Raw genomic sequence first — 22,609 nt, 5'->3', positions numbered from 1 at the left:
AGAGAGTTGTTCTCCAAATGGAATGGACAGCAGCCAGAGCAAGACTGACCAGTGACCGGCATGCAGCTTTGCAGCCTGCTGAGCAGTAAAGATCCTACTGCTCACCGCAGAGTGGCTGTTCAAGAGCAGAGATGCTTCAGATTCTTCTGTGGTTCAGAGGTTTCGTCCTGCTTTTTGTATGGTATGGTAGCGCCAGGCAAACGATAATGATCAGACAGGTGTTCGTAAAGAAGTCTCTGCACAGTACAGTGTTAAGAAACGAGATGAGGACAACGTAGAGACCTGTCCGAGTAACAGCAGTTAACCTATCGTAAACAGTCGGCAAAGGCAACAGTTAGGCGGCGGACACACCTTTTTCGGTGATTATTGGCTGTACCTGTGTGTAGTCACAAAATGGGTCAGCATGGTGTGCATATAAAGAACATGGATACAACAGAGGTATTAATCGTCGGCGGAGGACCGGGTGGTCTGGCCTGTGCAACGCTGCTTGCTCAGCATGGGGTCAGGGTGGTCCTTGTTGAGCGGAAATCGGTCATTGGACCTAAAGTCTGTGCCGGCGGTATTACCTGCAATGGGCTTCTGCCTCATATTCCTGTCGAGTTAATCGAACGGACTTTTTCCCAACAGCACGTATCCACTCTCCGGCAGTCTGCGGTGATAACCGTTAAGGGCCCGATGGTTGCCACTGTGAATCGGCACCGGTTGGGACAGTGGATGGCAGATCAGGCTCAGCGTGCAGGGGTCACCCTGTTGACCGGTACCCGTCTCTTGAGTCTTGAGGAGCATCACGCCGGTCTTGAACACCTCAATGGCCAACGGCACCGGCTGCAGTTTGAGCAGTTGGTCGGTGCTGATGGCACCAACAGTCTGGTGCGCCGGTTCATCGGCCTGCCGGTGGATGCGATGGGGGTTGGCATCCATTGTGAGGTTTCTGGTTGGTATCCGCAGATGGAATGGCATCTGGACCCCGATATGTTTGGTCCTGGTTATGGATGGTATTTCCCGCACCAGCGTCAGTACTCTGTGGGTGTGTATGCTGACAGCCGATGGATACCGGCCCGAAATCTTCGTCAGCAGTTGCTGGGATGGCTGCAGCAGCGCCGTGTGCAACCTGATGCAAGCACTCTGCGTGCCGGTCTGGTTAACTATGACTACCGCGGAGTTCGTTTTGGTTCTGTCTGGCTGGTCGGCGATGCGGCCGGCCTGGCCTCTGGTTTGACAGGGGAGGGGATCTATTCGGCTTTTCTGTCAGGCCAAGAGGTGGCCAGAATGATTCTGGCTGCAGATTATACGCCTAAACGGCTGCAGATGCTGGTCCGAAAACATGGTTTGCACAGGCGACTTCTTGCTTCCGTCATGGCCAGACCGCGTATTGGTTCGCTGATGATGGAGGTGATGATTATGCTTTTGCGATCGAAAATGATTGCATTTCGGCATCTGGAAATGGCAGATTAGCTTGAAACTGCCGAGCAGTTCCCATTACCTTGACAACCCTATGATGAGTAAATACAAAAGGATTCTTGCAAACATCCTGTTTCTTACGGGAAGTTGCCTGCTTCTTTACTTCTTACTGAATGCGCCTCCTGAGACCACACGACCTCTTCCTCGGGATCAGGATCATGAACGTTTCATGACCATGAGGAAAAAGGAGGCGGAACAGGCCTGTGACAGCTGTCACGGACCAGGGAAGAAAAATCAATTGCCGGAAACCCATCCCCCCAAATATCGATGCCTCTTTTGTCACAAGCGAAAATGAACGAGACAGCACCAGCAGTTCAAATGTACGATGTCTACTATGTCTCTGGATCTACGGCCATCCTTGCTGAGGATATGGGTCGGGCTCTGTTGGCACAGTTTCCCGGGATTCGTTTCCGTGAGGAAAAAATTCCCTTTGTTCATACCCCGAGTGATGCTCAGCGCGCCCTGGCCCATATCCTCAAACAGTCTGAAGGTATGCAGCCGTTGGTGTTTTGCACCCTTATGGATCAGGAAACCAGGAACATCTTCAATTGCCCGGAGATTAGGTTCTTTGATATTTTCCTTAGCACCCTGGAGTTGCTTGAGCAGTCACTTGAGATTCCGGCAAGACGAGAACCCGGATATTCCCGGCACTTCACCATTTCCCGTATGGATAAACGGGTTGATGCCATTCATTTTTCCCTGGAACATGATGACGGTACCAAACCTGACGACTATGATGAGGCGGAAATCATCCTCATAGGTGTATCGCGATCAGGAAAAACTCCGGTCAGCATCTATCTGGCCACCCACATGGAACTCAAAGCAGCGAATTTTCCACTCACCTCAGATCACCTTGACAAAGATGAGCTGCCCAAGGAAATCGTGCGCAACCGGAAGAAGGTGGTTGGCCTGGTCTGTTCGCCACGGTACCTGCATACAATTCGTGAAAAACGATACACTGGTTCCACCTATGCCAGCTTAGCCAACTGTACTAAAGAACTGCAGCAGGCTAAACAACTGTATATGCGGCATAGTATAAAGATCCTTAATGTGGAGGGCCGTTCCATTGAGGAGATCGCTGTACAGGCCACACAGGCCATAGGTCTGACCAGAAAGGGAAAGCAGAAAGCACGTTCTCGTACCAGACTGGTGGTTTGACAGGTACGCCTGCCAATCCCTGCTCAGCTGTATTTTCTGATAAACGTCTTTTTGGAGAATAGATATGCACTACCTTTTTCAGCCTCTGCAACTTGGAACGCTGACACTGCCAAACCGAATCTGTATGGCGCCATTAACTCGTTGCCGGTCAGATCACACCCATATTCCAACTCCACTGATGGCTGAATACTACGGCCAACGTGCTAGCGCCGGTCTGATCATTGCCGAGGCGACCATGATACAGGAAGGACACTCGGCGTTTCAGACCGAACCTGGAATCTATAATCAGAAGCAAGTTGAGGGCTGGCAACAGGTCACCAGGGCTGTTCATGAGAAGGGAGGCAGAATCTTTCTGCAGCTTTGGCACGGTGGACGTGCCTGTCATCCGTTTATAAATGAGGGCATAGAACCGGTATCTGCCAGTGCGGAAGCCATTACCAATGATTACACGCATACGCCCAGGGGCAAGGCAAATTATGTGGTACCGCGGATGTTACTCGATAACGAGCTGCCCGGTATCATCGATCTGTTCAGGCAGGCTGCACTGAATGCACAGAAGGCCGGTTTTGATGGTATAGAACTCCATGGCGCCAATGGGTATTTACTTGATCAATTTCTGCGAGACGGCTGTAACAAGCGCACCGGGCCTTATGGCGGCAGTATTGAAAACCGCGCAAGACTGTTGCTTGAGGTGATAGAGGCGGTTTGCACAGTCTGGAGCAGTGATCGAGTAGGGGTTCGCCTGTCTCTGTTGTCGAGTTTCAACAGTATGGGTGACAGTGACCCCGTTGGACTGGCCTGCTGGCTTGCTGATCGACTCAATGCGTACAACCTTGGTTACATACATCTGGTCCGTGGCGATGTTATGGGCGAATTAAAGGGCGATATTCTGACACCGTTTCGTGAACATTACCAGGGCGTACTGATAGCCAATTTACGGTATTCTGCAGCTGAGGCTGAGGAGGCCATCGGTGCCGGTCAATTTGATGCCATCGCCTTTGGAACAGCCTATATTGCCAATCCTGATCTGCCGGAGCGTATTCGGGCCGGAGCATCACTCAACACACCGAATCCTTCGACCTTTTACAAGGCAGGGCCGGTGGGGTATGTTGATTATCCCTTCATGGAGCAGGTTTGATTTTAAACCGTTGCATGGCTGCTTTTTTTGACAGTGTCCATTAAAGAACAATGTGCGTGTTCAGTGGCAAGATCCTGATCAGGAAGAAGCTGCAGGGGATGAAGGACGAGCTGCGTGCTACCGGCTGAAAAGGAACTGAAGCCATCATCTTGCTGAAGATTCAGCTGCCACAGTAATGGATGCCCTGGATTTCGGTAATGGTACTGTTTCCGGGCTCTTCAGCTACGCCGCATATATGCACTGTTGTGGGGTTTGATCGCTTAGCGAACAGGCTCAATGCTCTTTAAAGCAACAGTGCAGTGGCTATCGGATACTGTCAGAACCTGAAGACTAATCTGCTCCCGGACCACGATCTGACTGTTTCAGTCTGTCTCTTCATCCTATCAATGAAATCACATCATTTTTGGCTATGTTTCATGCCGTCACAGCCTCAGGACGGCCCTTTCCTCCGGTGGCGCTGGACGTTGTCGGCCTTCAAGAGGGCCGAACTCCCATGGTTACTGAATGGCTGAATTTTTCCCTCATCTCTTGGTTCTTGTTTTAGTTATACATAAACTGTGGCAAGTAAACGACTGTCTTTCCGATAATATTATTCAAAAAGGTTTGCAGGGCATGCAAGAGGTGTCAGGTGTTCGCACTGAGAAATACGTCCGGTTCGGCATTAAAAACAACACAATGTATCCTGGCAGGGGATATCAGCTAAAATGTACTGTAATGGCACCGATATGCTGAAGTTTTGCTGAAGTGTGTACGGGTTAAATACAGGTGCATATGCTTTGACAACGTGTAGACAATGCACATATACTTTAAAGTAATATGAGGATGTATTTTTCATGACACTAATCCATGGACAGAGCCATGGCGCGTAAAGAAATTTCCAAAGACAAAACAACACGGTTATCCGGCTGATATACGCAAGTAGTACGTCCTCGTTTTCAAGCTGCTTCCTCCCCATTTTTCTCTTCTAGCCAACAAAACGTTCACAACAGATTCCGTGCACTTATGACCAAGACAAAACCCATGGTGAAAGCCGGTGCCAATATTAAGAAAAATCGGTTGTATATTACTATTTCCGGCAATATAGATGCGGAATCATTGGAGAAGTTATTCTCTTACGTCCAGTGTTGTGTAGCTGATCTCAGGGCAGGGTTTGAGGTGATCAGCGATATATCTGCATGTAACCTGCTGTATATCAACAGTTTTTCAGTGTACAAAAAAATAATCGACTATTTAATTGCCAACAACGCTGGGGAAACAGTTCGGATTGTCAGGAACAACAATATCAGCTCCAAACAGATTATCAATTTTTACAATAAGATCCAAACCATTAAGCCGGTTCTTGCGGAGAGTGTCGCTGATGCGGAGATAAAACTTGAGCAGGGAATGAAGCGAGATGCCGTCAGGTTTCAACTTAAAAATTTGTCGGTACAGTATGCATTCAACGATACACCCGGACAGGGAACCATTGTAAACATTTCGGCTAGCGGGTGTGCCGTTGAACCGTTATCTCCTGTTACTTTTACTGCAGACAGCATCATCGATCTGGACATTATTTTTGCCGATCATGATGAGCTGATTATTGATTTTCGTGTAAAAGGACGTGTCGTCCGCGTTACTGATCAGCAGTTTGCAGTACAATTTCTTGATCTTGATGAAAAAAAGAAGAAGCGGTTGTATGAACGGCTGGCCTATGAGGTCAGTCTGGTTCACTTTGTACCGTAACTGTAGCCAATCGATGTTCATGCTGTTAAAGGCAGACATGTCTGTATTGGATGCTGCCAAGCAGCTGGTGGGACGACTGGTATGATGCTCTCCTGACAACCGGCTCAGTTCGTTCTTCTACCCGGATTTAAACCTTCTCATCCGAGCTGCTGCCGTTGTTCGGGTGAAGCTGTTGATAAATTTTTTCAGACAATCTGGATCCGATACCGGGAATTTCTGCCAGAGTTTGGCGGTCTGCGGCAAGGACCCGCTGCACACTCCCCAGACTGCGCAACAATAACTTCTTGCGCTGTGGCCCCACTCCCTGCAAGTTGTCCAGCCGGGAGTGCAGTTGATCTTTAGAGCGTAGTCGACGATGGTGAGTGATACCGAATCGGTGCGCTTCGTCACGTATCCGCATGAGATAGAGCAGGACTGGTGAGTGCGGTTGCAGGAGAATCGGGTTTTTTCGTCCCGGCCGGAACAGTTTTTCACCTTCTTCTTCTTTTTCTTCGGCAATGGCCACCAGATCAATACGATTCAGCAGGTCGAAACGGTTCAGTACATCAACCGCGACTCCCAACTGACCTTTGCCGCCATCAAGCAGGAGCAGATCCGGCAGAGGATCGTTTTCATGAACCGCCTTGTGCATTCGCCGTTCCAGAACCTCCCGCATCATGGCGTAGTCATCCGGCGTGTCTTGAGAGCGAATACGGTAGTGACGATACCGGCCGGCAGCCTTCTCGCCCTGAATAAAGCACACTAAAGAGCCCACAGCCTGCCTTCCCTGCAAGTTGGATATATCCAGGCATTCAATGGTTTCCGGACGATTCTTCAGGTGAAGCTTCGTCTGCAGGGCAGTGGCCAGACTGTTCCAGGACTGTTGTTTTTTTGCCTGTTCTGAAAAAATCTGTGCAGCATTGGTCCCGGCCATCCGCATCAGCTGCATCCGTTTGCCGCGCTGAGGGGTGTGCAGAGTAACCGCCCCTTCGCGCAGTTCTGCCAATCGTTCAGTGATCGGTCCCTGATCTTCGAGGGAGAAGGGGAGTAAAAGTTCACGCGGAGGCTGGCGATCGTTGCTGTAGTACTGCAGGATACTCTGCGTTAACACCGTACTGTCATCACCCAGAGGTTCGGATAAGAAAAAAGTCTGGCTGCCGGTCAGCATACCGCCTCGAACAAACAGCACAGCAATGCCGACAGCTGCATCCTGTCGATGAAACCCGATGACATCCTGATCCAGATCATGCGTCGCAACAACAGCCTGATGTTCTATGGTCTTTTCGAGGTACTGTATCTGATCCCGATAGAATGCCGCCTGTTCAAAGGCCTGTTCTGCGGCCGCGTTTGTCATTTTGGCGGTGAGCTTTGCAATAACCTTGTCAGCCTTTCCCTCCAGGATCATGATGATACTTTCCACCATGCGCTGATATTCTGCAGAGTCGACTTTGCCCGCACAGGGTGCCAGGCAGCGGTTCATCTGAAAGTTGAGGCAGGGACGGGAACGTTCACGCATGGTTGCACATCGGCGTAACGGAAACAGACGGGAGAGTAACTGTATGGTGGCACGCATGGCCGTAGAGGACGCATAGGGGCCAAAATAACGGTTGCCGTCCCGGAACCGCTTACGGGTAACGATGACCCTGGGCCATGGTTCACTGGTTGTCACCTTGATCAGCGGATAGTTTTTATCGTCACGCAGGATGACGTTGTAGCGGGGGCGGTGTTGTTTGATCAGAGAGGCTTCAAGAATCAGTGCCTCTTTTTCCGTGGTGGTGAGGAAGGTTTCCACCCGTGCCACACGGGAGAGCATGGCGGCAGTCTTTGAATGGGGAGGCCCGGTATAATGGACGTACTGACTGAGGCGTTTGCGAAGATCGCGTGCCTTGCCCACATAGAGGACCTCTTTTTTACCGAGCATCTGATACACGCCTGGTCCGTGACTGACTGTTGCCAGAAAGTCCGTACTCAACGGAGAAGAAGACTCTTTGGGCAATGCGTCAGGGTTTGATGTAGGCGTATCCATCCTGCTGCAGTTCAATTAAGGTGACAATTCCGGCGGGAACGATCTCACAGCCTTCAATCAGGTTGTCCGGATCAATATTAAACCGATTTAAAGCATTACGGCAGACTTTAAACGACACCCTGGCCTGTTGTAGCTGCCAGATCTCCTCCCGGTGCGGTGCACAGGCATCACTTTGTAACAGGACGACGGCCGGACCATTGCAGAGCAGAACCAGGTCGTAGTGTTTTTCCGGGATGGCGCGTAGCAGGTTACTGATATTGGACAGAGCAATGGCAAAGGGTTTGACCTCATCAAGGTCAACATGAAAGACTGCCCGATAGATCATAGCGGATATCCTCCTTGAGTGGGGGTACGATGAAAGGCGGCATCAAAAAGTCGTTTTGTATAGGCCTGCTGCGGGTTGACAAACAAAGCTGCGGCCGGCCCGCTTTCAACAATCCGGCCCTGACGCATGACCGCCAGCTGATCGGCAACGGATCGGACTGTGCGCAGGTCATGGGTAATGAAAATATAGGTTAATTGAAAACGGTCTTGCAGCTGACGCAATAAGCTCAGAATCTGTTTTTGAATAGTCATGTCCAGGGCACTGGTCGGCTCATCGAGAATCAGCAGTTTCGGCCTGAGAATAACAGCACGGGCAATGGCGATGCGCTGGCGTTGTCCACCGGAAAATTCGTGGGGGAAACGTCCTGCCAGGGCAGGGTCAAGTTCGACATCGTTGAGTGCCTGTTCAACCAGAGACTGCCGCTCACTTTTTGTGCCGCCAAGGCCATGCACCTCCAGCCCTTCAGCAATGATCTGTGCAATGGTCATCCGTGGTGACAGCGATGAAAAGGGGTCCTGGAAGACGATCTGCAGTTCTTTGCGCAACGGTCGGAACCGCCGGCCTGACAGCTTGGAGAGGCTGTAGGTGATACCTGGTTCCGGAATATAGGTGACTGAACCTCTGTAGGGAAGAAGGCCCAAAAGACACATTGCCAGAGTGGTTTTCCCTGAACCGGATTCACCGACCAGACCAAGGGTGGTGCCGGCATGAAGCGTCAAACTGACCTCATCCACGGCCTTGCGCACCTGTCCGGACCGCGACCAAAGACTGGTCCAGGGGCTTTTAATGGTAAAGCTACAGCTGAGCGTGTTGATTTCGATGAGCTTATGTCCGCCGGTGCGGGTCTGCTGAATACCGGTGGGAACAGCGGCTAGCAGGTGCCTGGTATACTTTTTACTGGGCGCGGAAAAGATGGTTTCAACAGCCCCCTGTTCAACGATTCGGCCGCAGTGCATAATTGAAACTGTGTCTGCAATCTTCTTCACCATCGGCAGGTCATGGGTGATGAGAAGGACAGCCATCCCATACTCCTGCTGAATGTCGATGATGAGATCAAGAATCTGATTTTGGATGGTCACATCAAGGGCTGTGGTCGGTTCATCGGCAATCAGGAGCTGCGGCCGGCAGGCCAGGGCCATGGCTATGATGACACGCTGACGTTGTCCACCGGATAACTGGTGAGGATAGGAACGGATACGTTCATCAGGGTTATCGATACCTGTGCGTTCAAGCAACTGCAGGGCCATCCGGTGGGCTGCCTCTTTGGAGACGGACTGGTGAAGCAGCAGCGGTTCCATCAGCTGGGTGCCGATGGTATACACCGGGTTGAGTGATGTCATCGGTTCCTGAAAGATCATGGCAATCCGGTTGCCGCGGATGGCACGGATCTTCTGTTTGGGCAACGTGGTTATTTCCTGGCCGTCAAAACGAATGGATCCGGTCTGTTCGATCCTGCTGGTCTCTTCGAGCAAACGGAGAATGGACAGAGCAGTCACCGATTTTCCGGAGCCGGATTCACCAACCAGGGCATGGCATTCACCGGCAGCGATCTGCAGGCAGATATCATGCAGAACCGGGAAACGGTTACCCTCAACATCATGGAAGGTGAGGGAAAAATTATCGATGGTCAGAAGCGGCGGCGGGTTGCCGTGTTGATCAGGAGAGAACATCGCCGAATTTTACCCGAGGGTCAGTGTAAGAGCAACAGGAGATAATCGTCTGTGCGGCGGTCGGCAAAGATCGGTAAATCGATTCCTGTCTTGAAAAACAAGGCGCAGATGGTGTACATCTGTTGTGGACAACAGCATCGGTTGTGTTCATGGAATACACGCTTTGCTGATTCTTTGGTTATCACTGTTCATACGACTGTTCAAATCTGCTGTTAGGTTTTTTATACTGTGTCTCTTCCTCGCCGGGCGTCTGCTCAACTTCTTCACTGGTTTGCCTTTGCGGTTAGCTGTCTGGCCTTAATCTGGCTGGTGCTGCGTGGCGCTGAACGACTCGGTTACAGCTGGCATTGGCGACAGATCCCGCGCTACCTGTGGACCTGCTCCGATGGTACCTGTTCCTTTGGTCCACTTATGCAGGGACTGCTGGTCACATTGGAAATAACGGCGGTCAGCATACTGGGTGCCACGATAATCGGTCTGTGCACTGCGATGCTCAGGCTTTCGAATTCTTTTGTCGGTCGGGGGGCAGCCCGGTTTTATCTTGAAACAGTCCGTAACACTCCGCTGTTGGTGCAGATCTTTTTTCTTTATTTTGTTATTGCCCCTTTGTTCGACTTTGAGAGGACCACCACGGCTATCCTGGCACTGAGTCTTTTTGAAGGCGCCTATGCTTCAGAAATTTTTCGGGCCGGGATCACTTCCATTGGCAGAGGACAGTGGGAAGCCTGTTACAGTCTCGGACTGAGTCGGTCGCAGAGTTTTCAGCATGTCATTCTGCCGCAGGCAGTACGTCGTGTTTTACCGCCACTGACCGGGCAGGCAGTCTCTCTTATCAAGGATTCGGCCCTGGTAAGCACCATCGCTGTCTCCGACTTAACCATGCAGGGACGAATGATCGTTGCAGAAACCTTTCTTTCCTTTGAAGTCTGGTTTGTGGTTGCCGCCATCTATCTTGTCCTTACCCTTGCCCTTTCCAGTCTTGCCCATGCCATTGAACGACGCTTTCCAAGGATCGCCTGAATGAAAGACCATATTACCAGAGCTGATCACGATCCAATCATCGTGACCGAGCACCTGATGAAGACCTTTCCCGGCCCGGTAACGGCTCTGGATGATTTTACCATTCAGGTTCAGCGTGGCGAAGTGCTGGTGGTGATTGGCCCCTCGGGATCAGGGAAATCAACATTGCTGCGGTGTCTCAACGGACTGGAAAGCATTGACAGCGGTCGGATTGTTATTGACGGTATCCCCCTTGACAATCATGAGGCAAATCGTTTTGCCATACGCCGGGAAGTCGGCATGGTTTTTCAGGCATTTAATCTTTTCCCGCATCTGTCTGTCCTTGAAAATATCAACCTGGCGCAGCGTCTTGTCCGCGGTGTACGCAAATCAGAAGCAACCGAAACCACCAGGGTGCTGCTTGCTAAAGTCGGGCTCTCAGAAAAGATTCACAGTTATCCTGATGAACTTTCAGGTGGGCAGCAGCAACGGGTGGCTATTGCCCGAGCCGTGGCTTTGCATCCAAAAGTGATGTTGTTTGATGAGGCCACCAGTGCTCTGGATCCTGAGATGATCGGTGAGGTGCTCGACGTGATGCGCAGGCTAGCGGAGGAGGGCATGACCATGGTGATCGTGACCCATGAGATGGGGTTTGCCAAAGAGGTGAGCGATCGGGTGGCGTTCATGGTGGACGGCCGGCTTGTTGAGGAGGCCGAAACCCAAGCGTTTTTTACGCAACCTCAACAAGAGCGCACCCGTGATTTTCTTCGACAGATTCTGTAGGTGTAGCCTCTGTTTCCAAGAGTCCAGACCTGGCAGGCAGGTATTTCTGCACCTCTTGTCAGTGTGCAGCAGGAGTCCGGCATGTTTTCAGAATATAATTGTTACCGATGTTAAGCAACAGCACCGGCAAAGATATGCAGTCTAACCGACCTCAGGCAGTCTCATTGACCTGAAAATTTTCGAAATCAACAACAGATGTACCTGTTGTAGGATGAGGCGTGCTCGCAATAACCGGTTATCCGGACTTCCGGAAACTTGTCGTTTGCTAAAGCGGCATACCCCATCCATGTATACCTAATACTGCACCACAGGGTATTTTCTCTGCTACGTCCTGCGCTTTTACACTCAACTTGCTGCGTCAGTCTCGGGTTGAAGAATGGTTCGACTTCGCTTGACTGCACACAGATCGCCGCACATGGTGCACACCTCCTGATCAACAGGCTTTGATGAGGCGCGGTAGGCTTTTGCCTTTTCCGGGTCAAGAGCAAGACCAAACATCCGATCCCAGTCCAGATCTCTACGTGCCGCACTCATGGCATTATCCCAGTCAATGGCGCCGGGAATGCCTTTGGCGATATCAGCGGCATGGGCAGCAATGCGTGCGGCAATTATGCCCTCTTTCATGTCATCCTGATCCGGCAGACGCAGGTGTTCGGCAGGGGTTACATAACAGAGAAAATCAGCACCATGGGCAGCTGCCAGAGCACCGCCGATGGCTGAGGTGATATGATCGTACCCGGGTGCAACATCGGTCACAATCGGACCCAGCACGTAAAACGGAGCACCATGGCAGAGTTTCTTTTCCAACAGCATGTTGGCTGCCACCTCATTGAGCGGTACATGTCCCGGTCCTTCGATCATGACCTGCACCTCAGCCTGCCAGCAGCGCTTGGTTAATTCACCCAGAAAAATCAACTCCTGTATCTGGGCGGCATCTGTTGCGTCTCGCAGGCTGCCCGGTCGCAGCCCATCCCCCAGACTGAGGGTAACATCATACTGTCTGCACAGTTCGAGTAACCGGTCAAAGTGTTCATAAAAGGGGTTTTCCTTATCATTGGCAGTCATCCAGTCGAGCAGCAGGGAACCGCCGCGACTGACGATATGGGTAAGGCGGGGGGTGATGCGCAAACGCTGGATGGCCGTTTGCGTGAGACCTGCATGGATGGTCATGAAATCAACCCCATCTTCGGCATGCATGCGGACAACGTCAAAGAAATCGTCCACAGTAATAGCAGCCACGTCCTTGCCGTAACGGGCCACTGCATCGTAAACCGGGACCGTGCCGATCATGGCCGGACTGATTTCAACGGCTCGTTTTCGAAAAGCCCTTGTGTCACCGAAGGTACTGAGATCCATGATCGCGTCGGCCTTGAGTTCTATTGAACGCCGTACTTTTTGTAATTCCGCTTCAACATTGCAGCAATCTTCTGATACGCCGAGGTTGACGTTTATCTTAGTGGTCAGGCCGGCGCCGATACCCTTGGCAAGCAGACTGGTGTGGTTGCGGTTGGCAGGAATAACGATCCTGCCTTCGGCTATCCGTGTTAACAGATCGTTTTCATGGATTTTCTCATCGATGAGTACCTGTCGCACCTGAGGGGTGATGGTGCCGCAGCGTGCTGCAGCCATCTGAGTTAAGAAGGTCATGGGATAGTCTCCTGAAGAAATATGAAGAGAACATCAAAGAAATGCAGCATTCAGCCGTTGCACCATGGCAACAATGTCAGAGGCTGCAACAATTTCTGTCACCAGACAGACGGTTTTGGCGCCTCGTGCGATCACCTCCGGCAGATTGCTCTCTTTGATACCACCAATAGCAACAAAGGGAAGGGGGCTTGTACGAACCACATGTTCAAGATATGCCAAACCGACCGGTGCACAGACATCTTCTTTGGTCTGCGTGCTGAACAGCGGTCCGACACCGATGTAGTCGGCTCCCGCGTCCACCGCTGCAGCGGCCTGCTCAGGGTCGTGGGTGGAGAGTCCGATAAGTCTGTCAGGGCCGAGCAGTCTGCGTATCTCAGGAACCGGAAGATCATCCTGGCCGACGTGCACACCATCGGCATCTGTCAAGAGAGCGATATCAATATAATCGTTGACAATAAACAGTACTCCGGCATCACGGGTCAGTTTGCGAATGATCCGGCATTCGGCCAGCATCTGGCCGTAACTTTTGTACGGGCGTTTTTCACGATACTGGACAATGCGAATACCGCCCTCTATCATCTTTGCAACCACCTCGATGTTGGAACGGCCTGCGGAAAACTTTTCTGCTGTGATGCCATAGAGACCAGGTGGAAGAGTGGGTTTATCCGGCAGAATTTGCATGCTGTTCACTCCATACGTGAAGGATGTACGCGGTCATGTGGTTGGCAACTGTGCAGACCTTATGGGCATAAAGTGGTGCAACACCACAGGCTGTGATAAAGTCACCGCTGATATGACAGTTACCGATCTGACGGCTGCTGATGTTGTCCAGATGCATGCCTGCAATGCCGCAGGCGGAAACGATTAGGCGTTCATTGCCCAGCTTTTCCAGCAGTATTTTTTTATCCGCGGCCTGGTCAAGGCCTTCCACGATAAGGTTGCAGTCTGCCAACAGCAGGCAACAGTTCTCTGCATTGATTTTGGCAGTGATGGTCTCGATGTGCACCTCAGGTTGGATCCGACGAAGGTTTTCTGCAAGGGCCTCAACTTTGTGACGACCGATCTGCTCATAAAAATAAAACTGGCGGTTAAGATTGGAGGGTTCCACCCGGTCAAAGTCAATAATCCGCAACCAGGTGATACCGCTGCGCACCAGATTGACCGCAACGTTGGAACCAATGCCGCCGACTCCGACAATAGCTATCTTCACTCGATCCGGTCCCAGTCTTTGTAAACCGGCTGATACCCATGGGCAATGATCGCTGCCGCCACCTCTGCAACACTGCGCTTGTCGGTTATTTCAAACTGTGGTGTCTGTCCTGAGGAGAGAAGCTCGGCATAACCGCCGACACCGGTGCTGGACCCGGCTGAGTAACGGGTTACTCCCAAGGGAAGAAGACGATCACGGAAGGCTGCATTTTCTCGGGTGGAGATGGTCAATCCTGCCCGCGGCAGGAAGAGGCGCAGGGCGGTCATGAACTGGACAAAATCTCTGTCAGCAACCAGGTGATCAGGTATGAAGTTGCCTTCGGCCTGATTGAATCGGGGTAACGAGACAGCCACCTCGGTTTCGAGATACCTGTCTTCCAGATACTTGGCATGCAGTCCGGTAAAGAAAATTTCACTCCTCGGTTCAGTGAGCCCGAGCAAAGGGCCGATATTCACTACTCGCATACCCCCCTGGGCGGCCCGCTCCGGCGCATTGAGCCGCCAGTGAAAATCACGCTTTCTCCCTGCCGGATGCACTCGTTGATAGACACCTTGGTCATAGGTCTCCTGAAAGAGTGTCATGCCGTCGGCCCCGGCCTCCCATAACTGCCGATACTCTTCAACTTCCAGTGGATAGATCTCAATGGCAACAGAGGCAAAGAAACGCTTCAGGCAGCGGGTCACCTCAACCAGATAGTTCATGGGGGTGAAATGCGGGGCTTCGCCGGTGAGGAACAGGACATGTTGCATGCCGGTGGAGGCAATGACTGCGGCCTCTGCTTCGATTTCATCCAGAGTGAGCCTGCGCCGTGCAATCCGATTGTTATGATTAAAGCCGCAGTAGAGGCAGTGGTTGGTGCAGTGATTGGAGATGTACAGGGGAATGAATATCTGTATGGTTCGGCCAAACTGCTGCACTGTGATCTGATGTGCCTTTTGAGCCATTGCCTCCAGGTATCCGGCGGCAGCAGGGCTGAGCAGAGTCAGAAAATCAAAGGTGTTGAGCCTGTTTTTAGCCAGACTCCGTTCAACATCAGTGCTGGTTACGGTGTTGAAAAATTGCGTGAACTCAAATGCATGATACTGTTTAATGGTGTCAAAAAAAGACATGATCAGTTCCCGGATAACAGAAGTTCACTCATCAAGAAAACCGGTAAGCGGCGATGATGGTCTGGCCATGGCCGATTGCTCGGCCAACTCGGCTAAATAGGCAGTCCGACCGGCTTTGACCGCCAGATCAAAAGCCTGTCCCATGGCCACCGGATCGCGGGCTGTTGCTATGGCCGTATTGACGAGCACGGCATCGGCCCCCATTTCCATGGCAGCTGCCGCATGTGAGGGGCGACCAAGACCGGCATCCACCACTATGGGGACAGTACAGTTTTCAATTAAGAGTGCCAGGAGCGTTTTAGTCTCCAGGCCGCGGTTCGAGCCAATGGGAGCACCCAATGGCATGACAGCAGCAGCCCCCGCATTTTCCAGCCGCTTGGCCAGAGGAAGGTCCGGCAGAACATAAGGAAGAACAACAAACCCCTCATTGGCCAGAGTTTCGGTTGCTTGCAGGGTTTCCCAGTTGTCCGGCATCAGATACTTCATATCGGTGATCACTTCGATCTTGATGAAGTCTCCGCAGCCGGCCTCCCGGGCAATACGGGCAATACGAACAGCCTGTTCTGCTGTCCGGGCTCCCGAGGTGTTGGGTAAGAGGGTGACATTCTTAGGGATGCAATCAAGGATGTTTTCTGAAGGGCTCAACAGATCAACCCGTCTGAGGGCCACGGTTATCATCTCTGATCCACTGGCTGCCAACATCTCCGGAATCTGATTGTTTGCTGCAAACTTGCCGGTGCCGGTGAACAGGCGATTGGTAAAACGAATCGGTCCCAGCTGTAAACTGTCGTCAGGTAAACAGACCTTTGCCATGTTCAACCTCCACCGACAAACTGCAACAGCTCAAGTTGATCTTGCTCCTGCAGTTGGATGAATGGCCATTCCTCCTGTTTCAGGATCTGTCGATTCCATTCAATCACCAGTGCTTCCGTTCTCAGTCCTTTTTGTATCACCAACTCGGCAATAGAGCAGACAGAGACGGTTTCCGGCGTTCCGTTGACAATGATCTGTACCATGTATGCCTCTGCAATAAAAAAAGCCGTCTGTCCCGGGAAGGAACAGACGGCCTGAAGGCATAGAGTACCGAAAGGAATTCAGATAATCAGTGTCTTGACCGCTTCCCTTCGCCGGTATTACCCGGATCAGGTTCATAGGGTTGGATGGTTTCCTCTCAGCGAGATTGCACCCCTAGCGATGCACTCCTTATAAAAAACAACAGGTGCTTTGTCAACACAAAGGTACGGTGTTGTCTGCAGGGATGGGAATGCTGAAAATAAACGGGTGTGGATCTGTCAGAAGAGAGCGGCAGATATGGGCTGTGCAGTGTCCCGATAAAACTTATGGGATCCGTAGCGACCGATGTATGCTTTTCCCACCGCCCACTTCGGGGCGACATTCACGTGGTGATAAAAGGTGGAACCTTTGGTGAAATCCGAGGTGACCATGGCCTTGAGAGCAATACGCAAGCTCTCCTGCAAGGGGTTTATCTCCAGCGGCACATAGGATTTTTTCTGGAAGGTCCAGCTGAACTGGTAGGGTGCAAGGACAACGTCAGCAATACTCTTGTTGTCTTCAAGGGCACGATTGAGGGTGACATGGGCTACGGCAAGTTGTCCGATTTCGGGTTCGCCGCGTGATTCATGATAGATGTTAAGACTCAGCCAAAGTAAACTTTCGACAAATCCAATAGGCATAACGTTATTCAACCGCCTCTACGGCTCGGATAGTCGGAAGTTCGTTTTTAACAAACTTCTCGATTCCTTCTTTCAAGGTAACGCGTGACATGGGGCATCCCTGGCAGGCTCCGGTGAGCCTGACTTTGAGTACCTGGTCGGAACTCAATTCGACAAATTCCACGTCTCCGCCGTCACGTTGTAAAGTTGGCCGGATCTGTTCCAGCACTTTTCTTGCAGCTTCCTGTAATTGCTCCATAAATAACTCCTTTACCGGACTGCAGTTTCCTATTAAGAGTGCGAGAGTATAGCATCATTTAATTGATCAGACAAGAAAACAATTTCAATTCTTTTTCATCAATGGTCCAACGTCTGGAAATACAAGAAAAAATTCATAGTATAGTCGAACGTGTAACATGTCATGATGATGCAGATGGGTAGCTGATTTTAAGGCCACCTCAAGGCGCAGTTATGGGCAGCTGGATCGTCACTGTTCATCGAGCCATGGGATGTGTCGGGACCGTGAAATGGAGTTTGTCGACCGATGGATTTTATGACTGTTGCCACTCTGTGTTGATCAACCATTTTTTGCCTGCTTTCATTAAAATGCTGTGAGCACTGTTTTGCGTCCGGTTCGGGCGGAACATCCATAGCACTCATCGACATCCGGATCACCTGGTTGTTTTTTTAGAGGTGCGGGAGCGTGCAGACTTGACCGGCGATGTTCAACCTCCTTGTCATTGCAAACGTTTCTGCGGTTTCCACCGAACCAAAAAGCTTTGATTCGTTCAAATAGAAGTGAAGTTCTGCACAGTGGCTGCTCGAGAAAGATTCTTCTGGAGGGGGGCGGGTATTGCAAGCGCTGCTCTGATTCAGCCTGATCAAAAGGGAATGTACCATCAACACCTCAACACGATCTCGTGACAGGTGCTTGGTTCGTGCATCCGAATACACGAACAAAATATGGAATATGTCACCAAAATTTTGAGTGTATGGTCAACGACAACAGGATGATGCAGCTTGCAATCCTGTGACATCAGCAACCCGGAAGTTACATTTTTCTTTGCTGCGGTCCACAAAGTGGTCTGAAGAGAAACGATGACGATCACCCGGACGTTTGCATCAGTCAAGGAGCTTGCCGGCGTTATCTCAACATTGAATGCGTGCAGAATGTCACGGTGCCAACCGAAGTTATTGCAGATACACGGCATTGGCATCCCTCTTTCCGCACCGCTGCACACCATGGACACTGTCAACGGTTTTCCTGTAGCCTGCATGTTGTTTTTGCAATTATGCAGATAATGTTTGCATTATTGCAACCACTAGTCCTGCTGTCAAAATATTTTCTACTGTCATATCAATACATTATCATTTTTGGTGAGTTGGCCTGATTTTTGCCTGATAGGTAGCAGTCTGTTTTGGCATACTTTCCGGCTGATCACTTTTCTAGGGATATTAACATGCATCTTCTCGTTCTTGGGTTCATCACTCTCCTTGTCGGTACTTTGATAGGGACTGTCGGGGTAGGGGGTATTCTTCTGATTCCAGCACTTGGCTCCTTTGCTGGTCTGTCAACACATGTATCTATGGGTACTGCACTGTTCAGTTTTATCTTTACAGGTATACTGGGTACCTATCTGTATCAGCGGAGAGGCAGTATTAATTGGGAAGTAACAATACCTCTTTGTTTAGGTGCATTGTTGTTCGGATATGTTGGATCTCTTACGAATGCAAACACATCAGTACGAAGTTTAAATCTTCTTCTTGCTGCTGTTATTATATTTGCTGGAGTATATGCTCTCAAACCACACACGGGCATTATCAGCTCAGATGGTAAGGGAAAGCTCAATAGATTTATTCTATTACTGCTGATTGGATCAATGGTTGGTTTTGGTTCTGGATTAACCGGTGTTGGAGGCCCGGTCTTATCTGTACCTATTATGGTTGCTTTCGGATTTCATCCTCTCACCTCTATTGCTGCCAGCCAGGTGGTGCAGATTACGGCTGCATTATCTGGAAGTATTGGAAACTTCAGACATGCATTTATCGATTTTTCCGTTGCCTGGTGGATCACTCTTATAGAACTGCTTGGTGTTTCTATAGGGGTATACCTTGCACATACTGCATCAAGCTCTCTGTTGAAAAAGATTGTCTCAATCGTTTGCGTTATTGTCGGTAGTTATATTTTTCTACGTTCATGGTGAACCATTTAAAAAACGTAAAGGAGGAAAACATGTCCATTATTTTAAATGAACGGCCAGTATTTATGATTGGAGCGGAGCGCTCAGGAACAACTCTGGTCATGGCTCTTTTAGGTTGTCATTCACGTATCGCTGTGCCTGAAGTTGTGTGGTATTACCCGCGTTTTTATCCGTACCTGCATACCTATGGTGACCTTTCCCTTGAATCGAACTTTCGCACTCTGGCCACGGAAATGGTTTTTGGCCTGAAAACTCCCTTCTGGGGGATGCAAGTGAACCCCCGTACCATTGTTGATGAGGTGATCGAGCTGGCACCGGAGCGCAGCTTTGCCGGTCTGTATGCCGGCATGCATCTGCGCTTTGCAAACTATGTGAACAAACCCCGCTGGGGAGAAAAAACACCGCACAACCTCTACTTTACAGGCCCCATGCACGAGCACTTTCCCAATGCTCAATTTATTTACATTACCAGAGATGGCCGTGATGCAAGTGTTGACTATATGGAATCTTCCTTTGGTCCCACAAACATTTACTGTGCCGCTCATTCCTGGAAGCGTTGCTGGAATGCAGTTAAACAGTGGCGCCAACCCTTACAGGACAAGGGTCTGTGGCTCGATGTTCGCTATGAGGATCTGGTAAGGCATCCGGAAGAGGTCATGCGTGCGGTCTGTACTTTCCTGGATGAGCCCTTTGAAGAAGCCATGTTTGATTTTTACAAAACAGATCTGGCCAGGGCACGGGGCGCCTCTCGCGATCATGCCCCACTGGGACATTCGATCAGTGATAAGTACGTGGGTATTTATAAAGATCTGCTCAGTCAGCGTGATCAGCGGATCTTTGCAGCTGTTGCCGGGAAAGAGTTGGAGGAGGCCGGCTATAAAAACGATGTCTCACCCGAGATGCCCGAACCGCACATAATCGAAAAATACATCAATTTTGACAGCCGTATCCGTGCAGCAACCCTGGACGGCTTTGAAGGCCATATTGTCTATGAAAGCTACAATGACTGGCTCATTGATCAACGCAAAGAGCGCTTGAAGAAGGGCATTTGGAAAGAAAGTGACAACCCCCGCCATTTCCCCATTGGAGACCCGGATGAGGAGATGATCATTGGACAAAGGGCCTGGACGCAGTGGAAGCAGCATTTTTGCATTAAACGACGCTATGAGGGAGAAGTCGTCCTCTAGTCTTCGTGTCTGCTTCTTGCCATTCAGGTTTGAAATGTAATTTCAAACCTGAATAAACCTTCTGCATATTTTTAAAAAAGGAATAAAGGAGCACGTTGTGAGCGAAGTGATCTCATCAAGATTTACATCGAAACAGTGGTTCAACATACTGTTAGGGCCGGCCCTGCTGGCCCTGACTGTCAGCCTGCCTCTGTTTGGCCCTGTTGAAGCTCGTTTTGGTTTTGGCATTTTGTTCTGGATGGTCTGGTGGTGGATATCCGCGATCATTGACATCAAGGTAACCTGTCTGGTGCCTATTTTTGTAGCCTGTTTGTACGCGTACATGCCCTTGGGAAAAGTACTTGAAGCTTACGTGCACCAGGAGGCGGCGCTTATTTTTGGAGCCACAGCAATTATTGTAGCCTGGGTGCGGTGGGGTTTCTCCCAACGGTTAGCCCTTAACTTCCTTATGCGTATCAGTGGCAATGTGCGTGCGCAAACCGCAGGGTGGTTTGTTCTTTGTGGTATCATCAGTTTTGTGGTCGGCAACACCACGGTGGCTGCCATGTTTGCACCCATTGCTGTAGCTGCCCTGATGTATTCAGGATTTAAGACAAATGATGACCGCTGGAACTCCAAGGCTGCCTCCAACATCCTTATTGCTGTTGCCTGGGGGGCATCTGTTGGTGGTATGGCAACCCCGCTTGGTGGCGGTCAATCGGTTATCACATACGGTTTGCTCAACAAGTATATCGGCTACCAGATCTACTTTACAGACTGGTCCATTCGTATGATCCCCGTATCGCTTTGTGTTATTGCTGGAGTGGCCGTTCTTATGTACTTCATGGACACGGATATGGACCGTTTCAGCGGAACCAAGGAGTATTATAAACAGGAGTTGGCCAAGCTGGGCCCCATGAGCTATGAGGAAAAAATCTCCCTGGGAGGTTTTGTTGTTGCTATCGGTCTGGCTCTTCTTGAGCCGGTATATGCCTCCTACACCAGGGAATCTCCCTTTTTTGGCTGGCTCAATCCAACCAAAATATTTTGTATGATTCCCATGTTTCTTTTCTTTATGCCTTCCAGATCTGTTCCGGAAGAGAATATTCTTTCAACCAGTGCCTTGAAAAAATTCTTTCCCGTCACCATCTTGTTCATGTGGCCGGCATCTGTAGCTTTAAGTAAAATTATTTCAGGAACAGGCGCATCCACTGTTTTTGCAGGATGGATAACACCGTTTCTTAACATCAATGACCTGATGTCCATTGCTGCCTGGACAATAACCGGCAATGCTCTGTCCCAGGTGACTACAGACACTGCTGCTGCTGGAGTTATGGTCCCCCTGGCCATTGAAAGCATGAATAATTGGCGAGGACTTGATTTTGGATCTGTGGCCTGGATCTGGGTAACGGGATCAGCTGTTAGCTGGAGTTATGCTGTGGCTTCAGCTACAGGTGCTCAAGGGATTGTTGCGGGCTATGGCGCTAACCTGCGGACTATGTTTATATGGGGGTTAGCTGCTGCTGCGGTTTCTGTGATTATAACCATTGCCTTTTTTTATGTTGCTATAGTTTTGCTGGATGCAAGTTTTTATACTATGCCGCCGGCAGTGTAATACATTCACCAAGAGTCACCACAGAAGAGCATCAACTTCAAAAAGAATGCCCTCATGCGGTGACTCTGTTTTTTAACACTCAAATAATCATGAGGGCCCATGATGAAGGAACAGTATGGCTTTCACGTGGATGTTGAAAAATGCACCGGCTGCAAGACCTGCCAGGTGGCGTGCAGATCTTTGAAAGAATCTGAAACAGGTAAATTTTATCGTCGCGTCTATGAATACGCTGGTGGCAGCTGGCAGGAAAACAGCGATAAAACCTGGCATCAGGATGTTTTTGCTTACCATGTCTCCATTAGCTGCAACCACTGTGATGAACCCATTTGTGTCCGTGTTTGCCCGACTACAGCCATGCACAAAGACGAAAAAACAGGGATTGTCCTGGTAGATCATAAAAAATGCATAGGCTGCCGGTACTGCGAGTGGGCCTGTCCCTATGGAGCTCCACGGTTTGATTCCCAGCGTGGACAAATGACCAAATGTGACGGCTGCATAGACAGGTTAAACAGGGGAGAGCAGGCCATGTGTGTTACAGCGTGCCCGCTTCGGGCTCTGGATTTTGGTCCTGTGACCAAAATGCGAGAGAGATACGGGCTTCAAGATGAAATCGCCCCTTTACCGGAAAAAAAATATACCAGCCCCAACTTAGTCATCACCGGCGGCAGACATGCCCGGTCGGCCTTGAGCAAAGATGGCACTGTGCTCAACAAAAAGGAGTTCTGAT

General features: G+C 50.4%; 21 protein-coding genes and 1 riboswitch. Of the genes, 10 read left to right on the top strand and 11 right to left on the bottom strand.

Features of this window, described 5'->3' with window-relative positions; genetic code table 11:
* Positions 1–423 precede the first annotated feature (423 nt).
* From HP555_RS11320 to HP555_RS11305, 4 genes are all read left to right on the top strand, one after another.
* On the top strand, positions 424–1,455 hold the full coding sequence (locus HP555_RS11320) for an NAD(P)/FAD-dependent oxidoreductase (protein WP_199262565.1): 1,032 nt from the start codon (positions 424–426) through the stop codon (positions 1,453–1,455).
* 324 nt (positions 1,456–1,779) lie between these two features.
* Positions 1,780–2,619, top strand: a complete 840-nt coding sequence (gene ppsR, locus HP555_RS11315; protein ID WP_199262563.1) for a pyruvate, phosphate dikinase/phosphoenolpyruvate synthase regulator — start codon at positions 1,780–1,782, stop codon at positions 2,617–2,619.
* A gap of 64 nt (positions 2,620–2,683) precedes the next feature.
* Complete coding sequence (locus HP555_RS11310; protein ID WP_199262561.1) at positions 2,684–3,757, top strand: alkene reductase; 1,074 nt, start codon at positions 2,684–2,686, stop codon at positions 3,755–3,757.
* A gap of 1,002 nt (positions 3,758–4,759) precedes the next feature.
* On the top strand, positions 4,760–5,479 hold the full coding sequence (locus HP555_RS11305; protein WP_199262559.1) for a PilZ domain-containing protein: 720 nt from the start codon (positions 4,760–4,762) through the stop codon (positions 5,477–5,479).
* A gap of 127 nt (positions 5,480–5,606) precedes the next feature.
* Here HP555_RS11305 and uvrC read toward each other — a convergent pair whose 3' ends face one another.
* Genes uvrC through HP555_RS11290 form a run of 3 tightly spaced genes read right to left on the bottom strand, consistent with a single transcriptional unit; the run spans position 5,607 to position 9,479 of the window.
* A complete protein-coding gene (uvrC, locus tag HP555_RS11300) occupies positions 5,607–7,484 on the bottom strand; it encodes an excinuclease ABC subunit UvrC (RefSeq protein WP_199262557.1) in 1,878 nt (625 codons plus the stop codon).
* Positions 7,459–7,809: a DsrE family protein gene (locus tag HP555_RS11295; RefSeq protein WP_199262556.1), complete on the bottom strand. Its 351-nt coding sequence runs from the start codon at positions 7,807–7,809 to the stop codon at positions 7,459–7,461. Before HP555_RS11295 ends, uvrC begins: the two co-directional genes overlap by 26 nt.
* Positions 7,806–9,479, bottom strand: coding sequence for an ABC transporter ATP-binding protein (locus HP555_RS11290; RefSeq protein ID WP_199262554.1), 1,674 nt, complete (start codon positions 9,477–9,479; stop codon positions 7,806–7,808). The genes HP555_RS11295 and HP555_RS11290 overlap by 4 nt, the downstream gene beginning before the upstream one ends.
* 228 nt (positions 9,480–9,707) lie before the next feature.
* Here HP555_RS11290 and HP555_RS11285 point away from each other — a divergent pair, with 228 nt between their 5' ends.
* Positions 9,708–10,499 (top strand): amino acid ABC transporter permease, encoded by a 792-nt coding sequence (locus HP555_RS11285; RefSeq protein ID WP_233249159.1) that lies wholly within the window; start codon positions 9,708–9,710, stop codon positions 10,497–10,499.
* The gene (locus HP555_RS11280; protein ID WP_269846845.1) at positions 10,500–11,261 is read left to right on the top strand and encodes an amino acid ABC transporter ATP-binding protein; all 762 of its coding nucleotides are present in this window, start codon (positions 10,500–10,502) and stop codon (positions 11,259–11,261) included.
* A gap of 345 nt (positions 11,262–11,606) precedes the next feature.
* Here HP555_RS11280 and thiC read toward each other — a convergent pair whose 3' ends face one another.
* From thiC to HP555_RS11240, 8 genes are all read right to left on the bottom strand, one after another.
* The gene (gene thiC / locus HP555_RS11275) at positions 11,607–12,908 is read right to left on the bottom strand and encodes a phosphomethylpyrimidine synthase ThiC (RefSeq protein ID WP_233249158.1); all 1,302 of its coding nucleotides are present in this window, start codon (positions 12,906–12,908) and stop codon (positions 11,607–11,609) included.
* A gap of 33 nt (positions 12,909–12,941) precedes the next feature.
* Positions 12,942–13,589: a thiamine phosphate synthase gene (gene thiE, locus HP555_RS11270; RefSeq protein ID WP_199262552.1), complete on the bottom strand. Its 648-nt coding sequence runs from the start codon at positions 13,587–13,589 to the stop codon at positions 12,942–12,944.
* Positions 13,570–14,118, bottom strand: coding sequence for a sulfur carrier protein ThiS adenylyltransferase ThiF (gene thiF, locus HP555_RS11265; RefSeq protein ID WP_199262550.1), 549 nt, complete (start codon positions 14,116–14,118; stop codon positions 13,570–13,572). Before thiF ends, thiE begins: the two co-directional genes overlap by 20 nt.
* The gene (gene thiH / locus HP555_RS11260; RefSeq protein WP_199262548.1) at positions 14,115–15,227 is read right to left on the bottom strand and encodes a 2-iminoacetate synthase ThiH; all 1,113 of its coding nucleotides are present in this window, start codon (positions 15,225–15,227) and stop codon (positions 14,115–14,117) included. Before thiH ends, thiF begins: the two co-directional genes overlap by 4 nt.
* A gap of 24 nt (positions 15,228–15,251) precedes the next feature.
* A complete protein-coding gene (locus HP555_RS11255; protein ID WP_199262546.1) occupies positions 15,252–16,040 on the bottom strand; it encodes a thiazole synthase in 789 nt (262 codons plus the stop codon).
* 2 nt (positions 16,041–16,042) lie between these two features.
* Positions 16,043–16,243: a sulfur carrier protein ThiS gene (gene thiS / locus HP555_RS11250; RefSeq protein WP_199262544.1), complete on the bottom strand. Its 201-nt coding sequence runs from the start codon at positions 16,241–16,243 to the stop codon at positions 16,043–16,045.
* Between the two features lie 86 nt (positions 16,244–16,329).
* Positions 16,330–16,427: riboswitch (TPP riboswitch) on the bottom strand.
* A 92-nt stretch (positions 16,428–16,519) separates the two neighbouring features.
* Positions 16,520–16,921 carry a cell wall hydrolase gene (locus HP555_RS11245; RefSeq protein ID WP_199262542.1) on the bottom strand — a complete coding sequence of 134 codons (402 nt, stop codon included), beginning with the start codon at positions 16,919–16,921 and terminating at the stop codon, positions 16,520–16,522.
* Between the two features lie 4 nt (positions 16,922–16,925).
* The gene (locus tag HP555_RS11240) at positions 16,926–17,159 is read right to left on the bottom strand and encodes a NifU family protein (RefSeq protein WP_199262540.1); all 234 of its coding nucleotides are present in this window, start codon (positions 17,157–17,159) and stop codon (positions 16,926–16,928) included.
* Between the two features lie 1,201 nt (positions 17,160–18,360).
* Here HP555_RS11240 and HP555_RS11235 point away from each other — a divergent pair.
* From HP555_RS11235 to HP555_RS11220, 4 genes are all read left to right on the top strand, one after another.
* Positions 18,361–19,104 carry a sulfite exporter TauE/SafE family protein gene (locus tag HP555_RS11235; RefSeq protein ID WP_199262538.1) on the top strand — a complete coding sequence of 248 codons (744 nt, stop codon included), beginning with the start codon at positions 18,361–18,363 and terminating at the stop codon, positions 19,102–19,104.
* A gap of 29 nt (positions 19,105–19,133) precedes the next feature.
* Positions 19,134–20,288 carry a sulfotransferase family protein gene (locus HP555_RS11230; protein WP_199262536.1) on the top strand — a complete coding sequence of 385 codons (1,155 nt, stop codon included), beginning with the start codon at positions 19,134–19,136 and terminating at the stop codon, positions 20,286–20,288.
* A 97-nt stretch (positions 20,289–20,385) separates the two neighbouring features.
* Positions 20,386–21,882: an SLC13 family permease gene (locus tag HP555_RS11225; protein ID WP_199262534.1), complete on the top strand. Its 1,497-nt coding sequence runs from the start codon at positions 20,386–20,388 to the stop codon at positions 21,880–21,882.
* A 102-nt stretch (positions 21,883–21,984) separates the two neighbouring features.
* Positions 21,985–22,608 (top strand): DMSO/selenate family reductase complex B subunit, encoded by a 624-nt coding sequence (locus HP555_RS11220; RefSeq protein WP_408639852.1) that lies wholly within the window; start codon positions 21,985–21,987, stop codon positions 22,606–22,608.
* Position 22,609: the final 1 nt, after the last annotated feature.

The organism is Desulfobulbus oligotrophicus (assembly GCF_016446285.1).
Classification (GTDB): Bacteria; Desulfobacterota; Desulfobulbia; order Desulfobulbales; family Desulfobulbaceae; genus Desulfobulbus; species Desulfobulbus oligotrophicus.
This window is presented reverse-complemented; position numbering and strand designations above follow the sequence as displayed.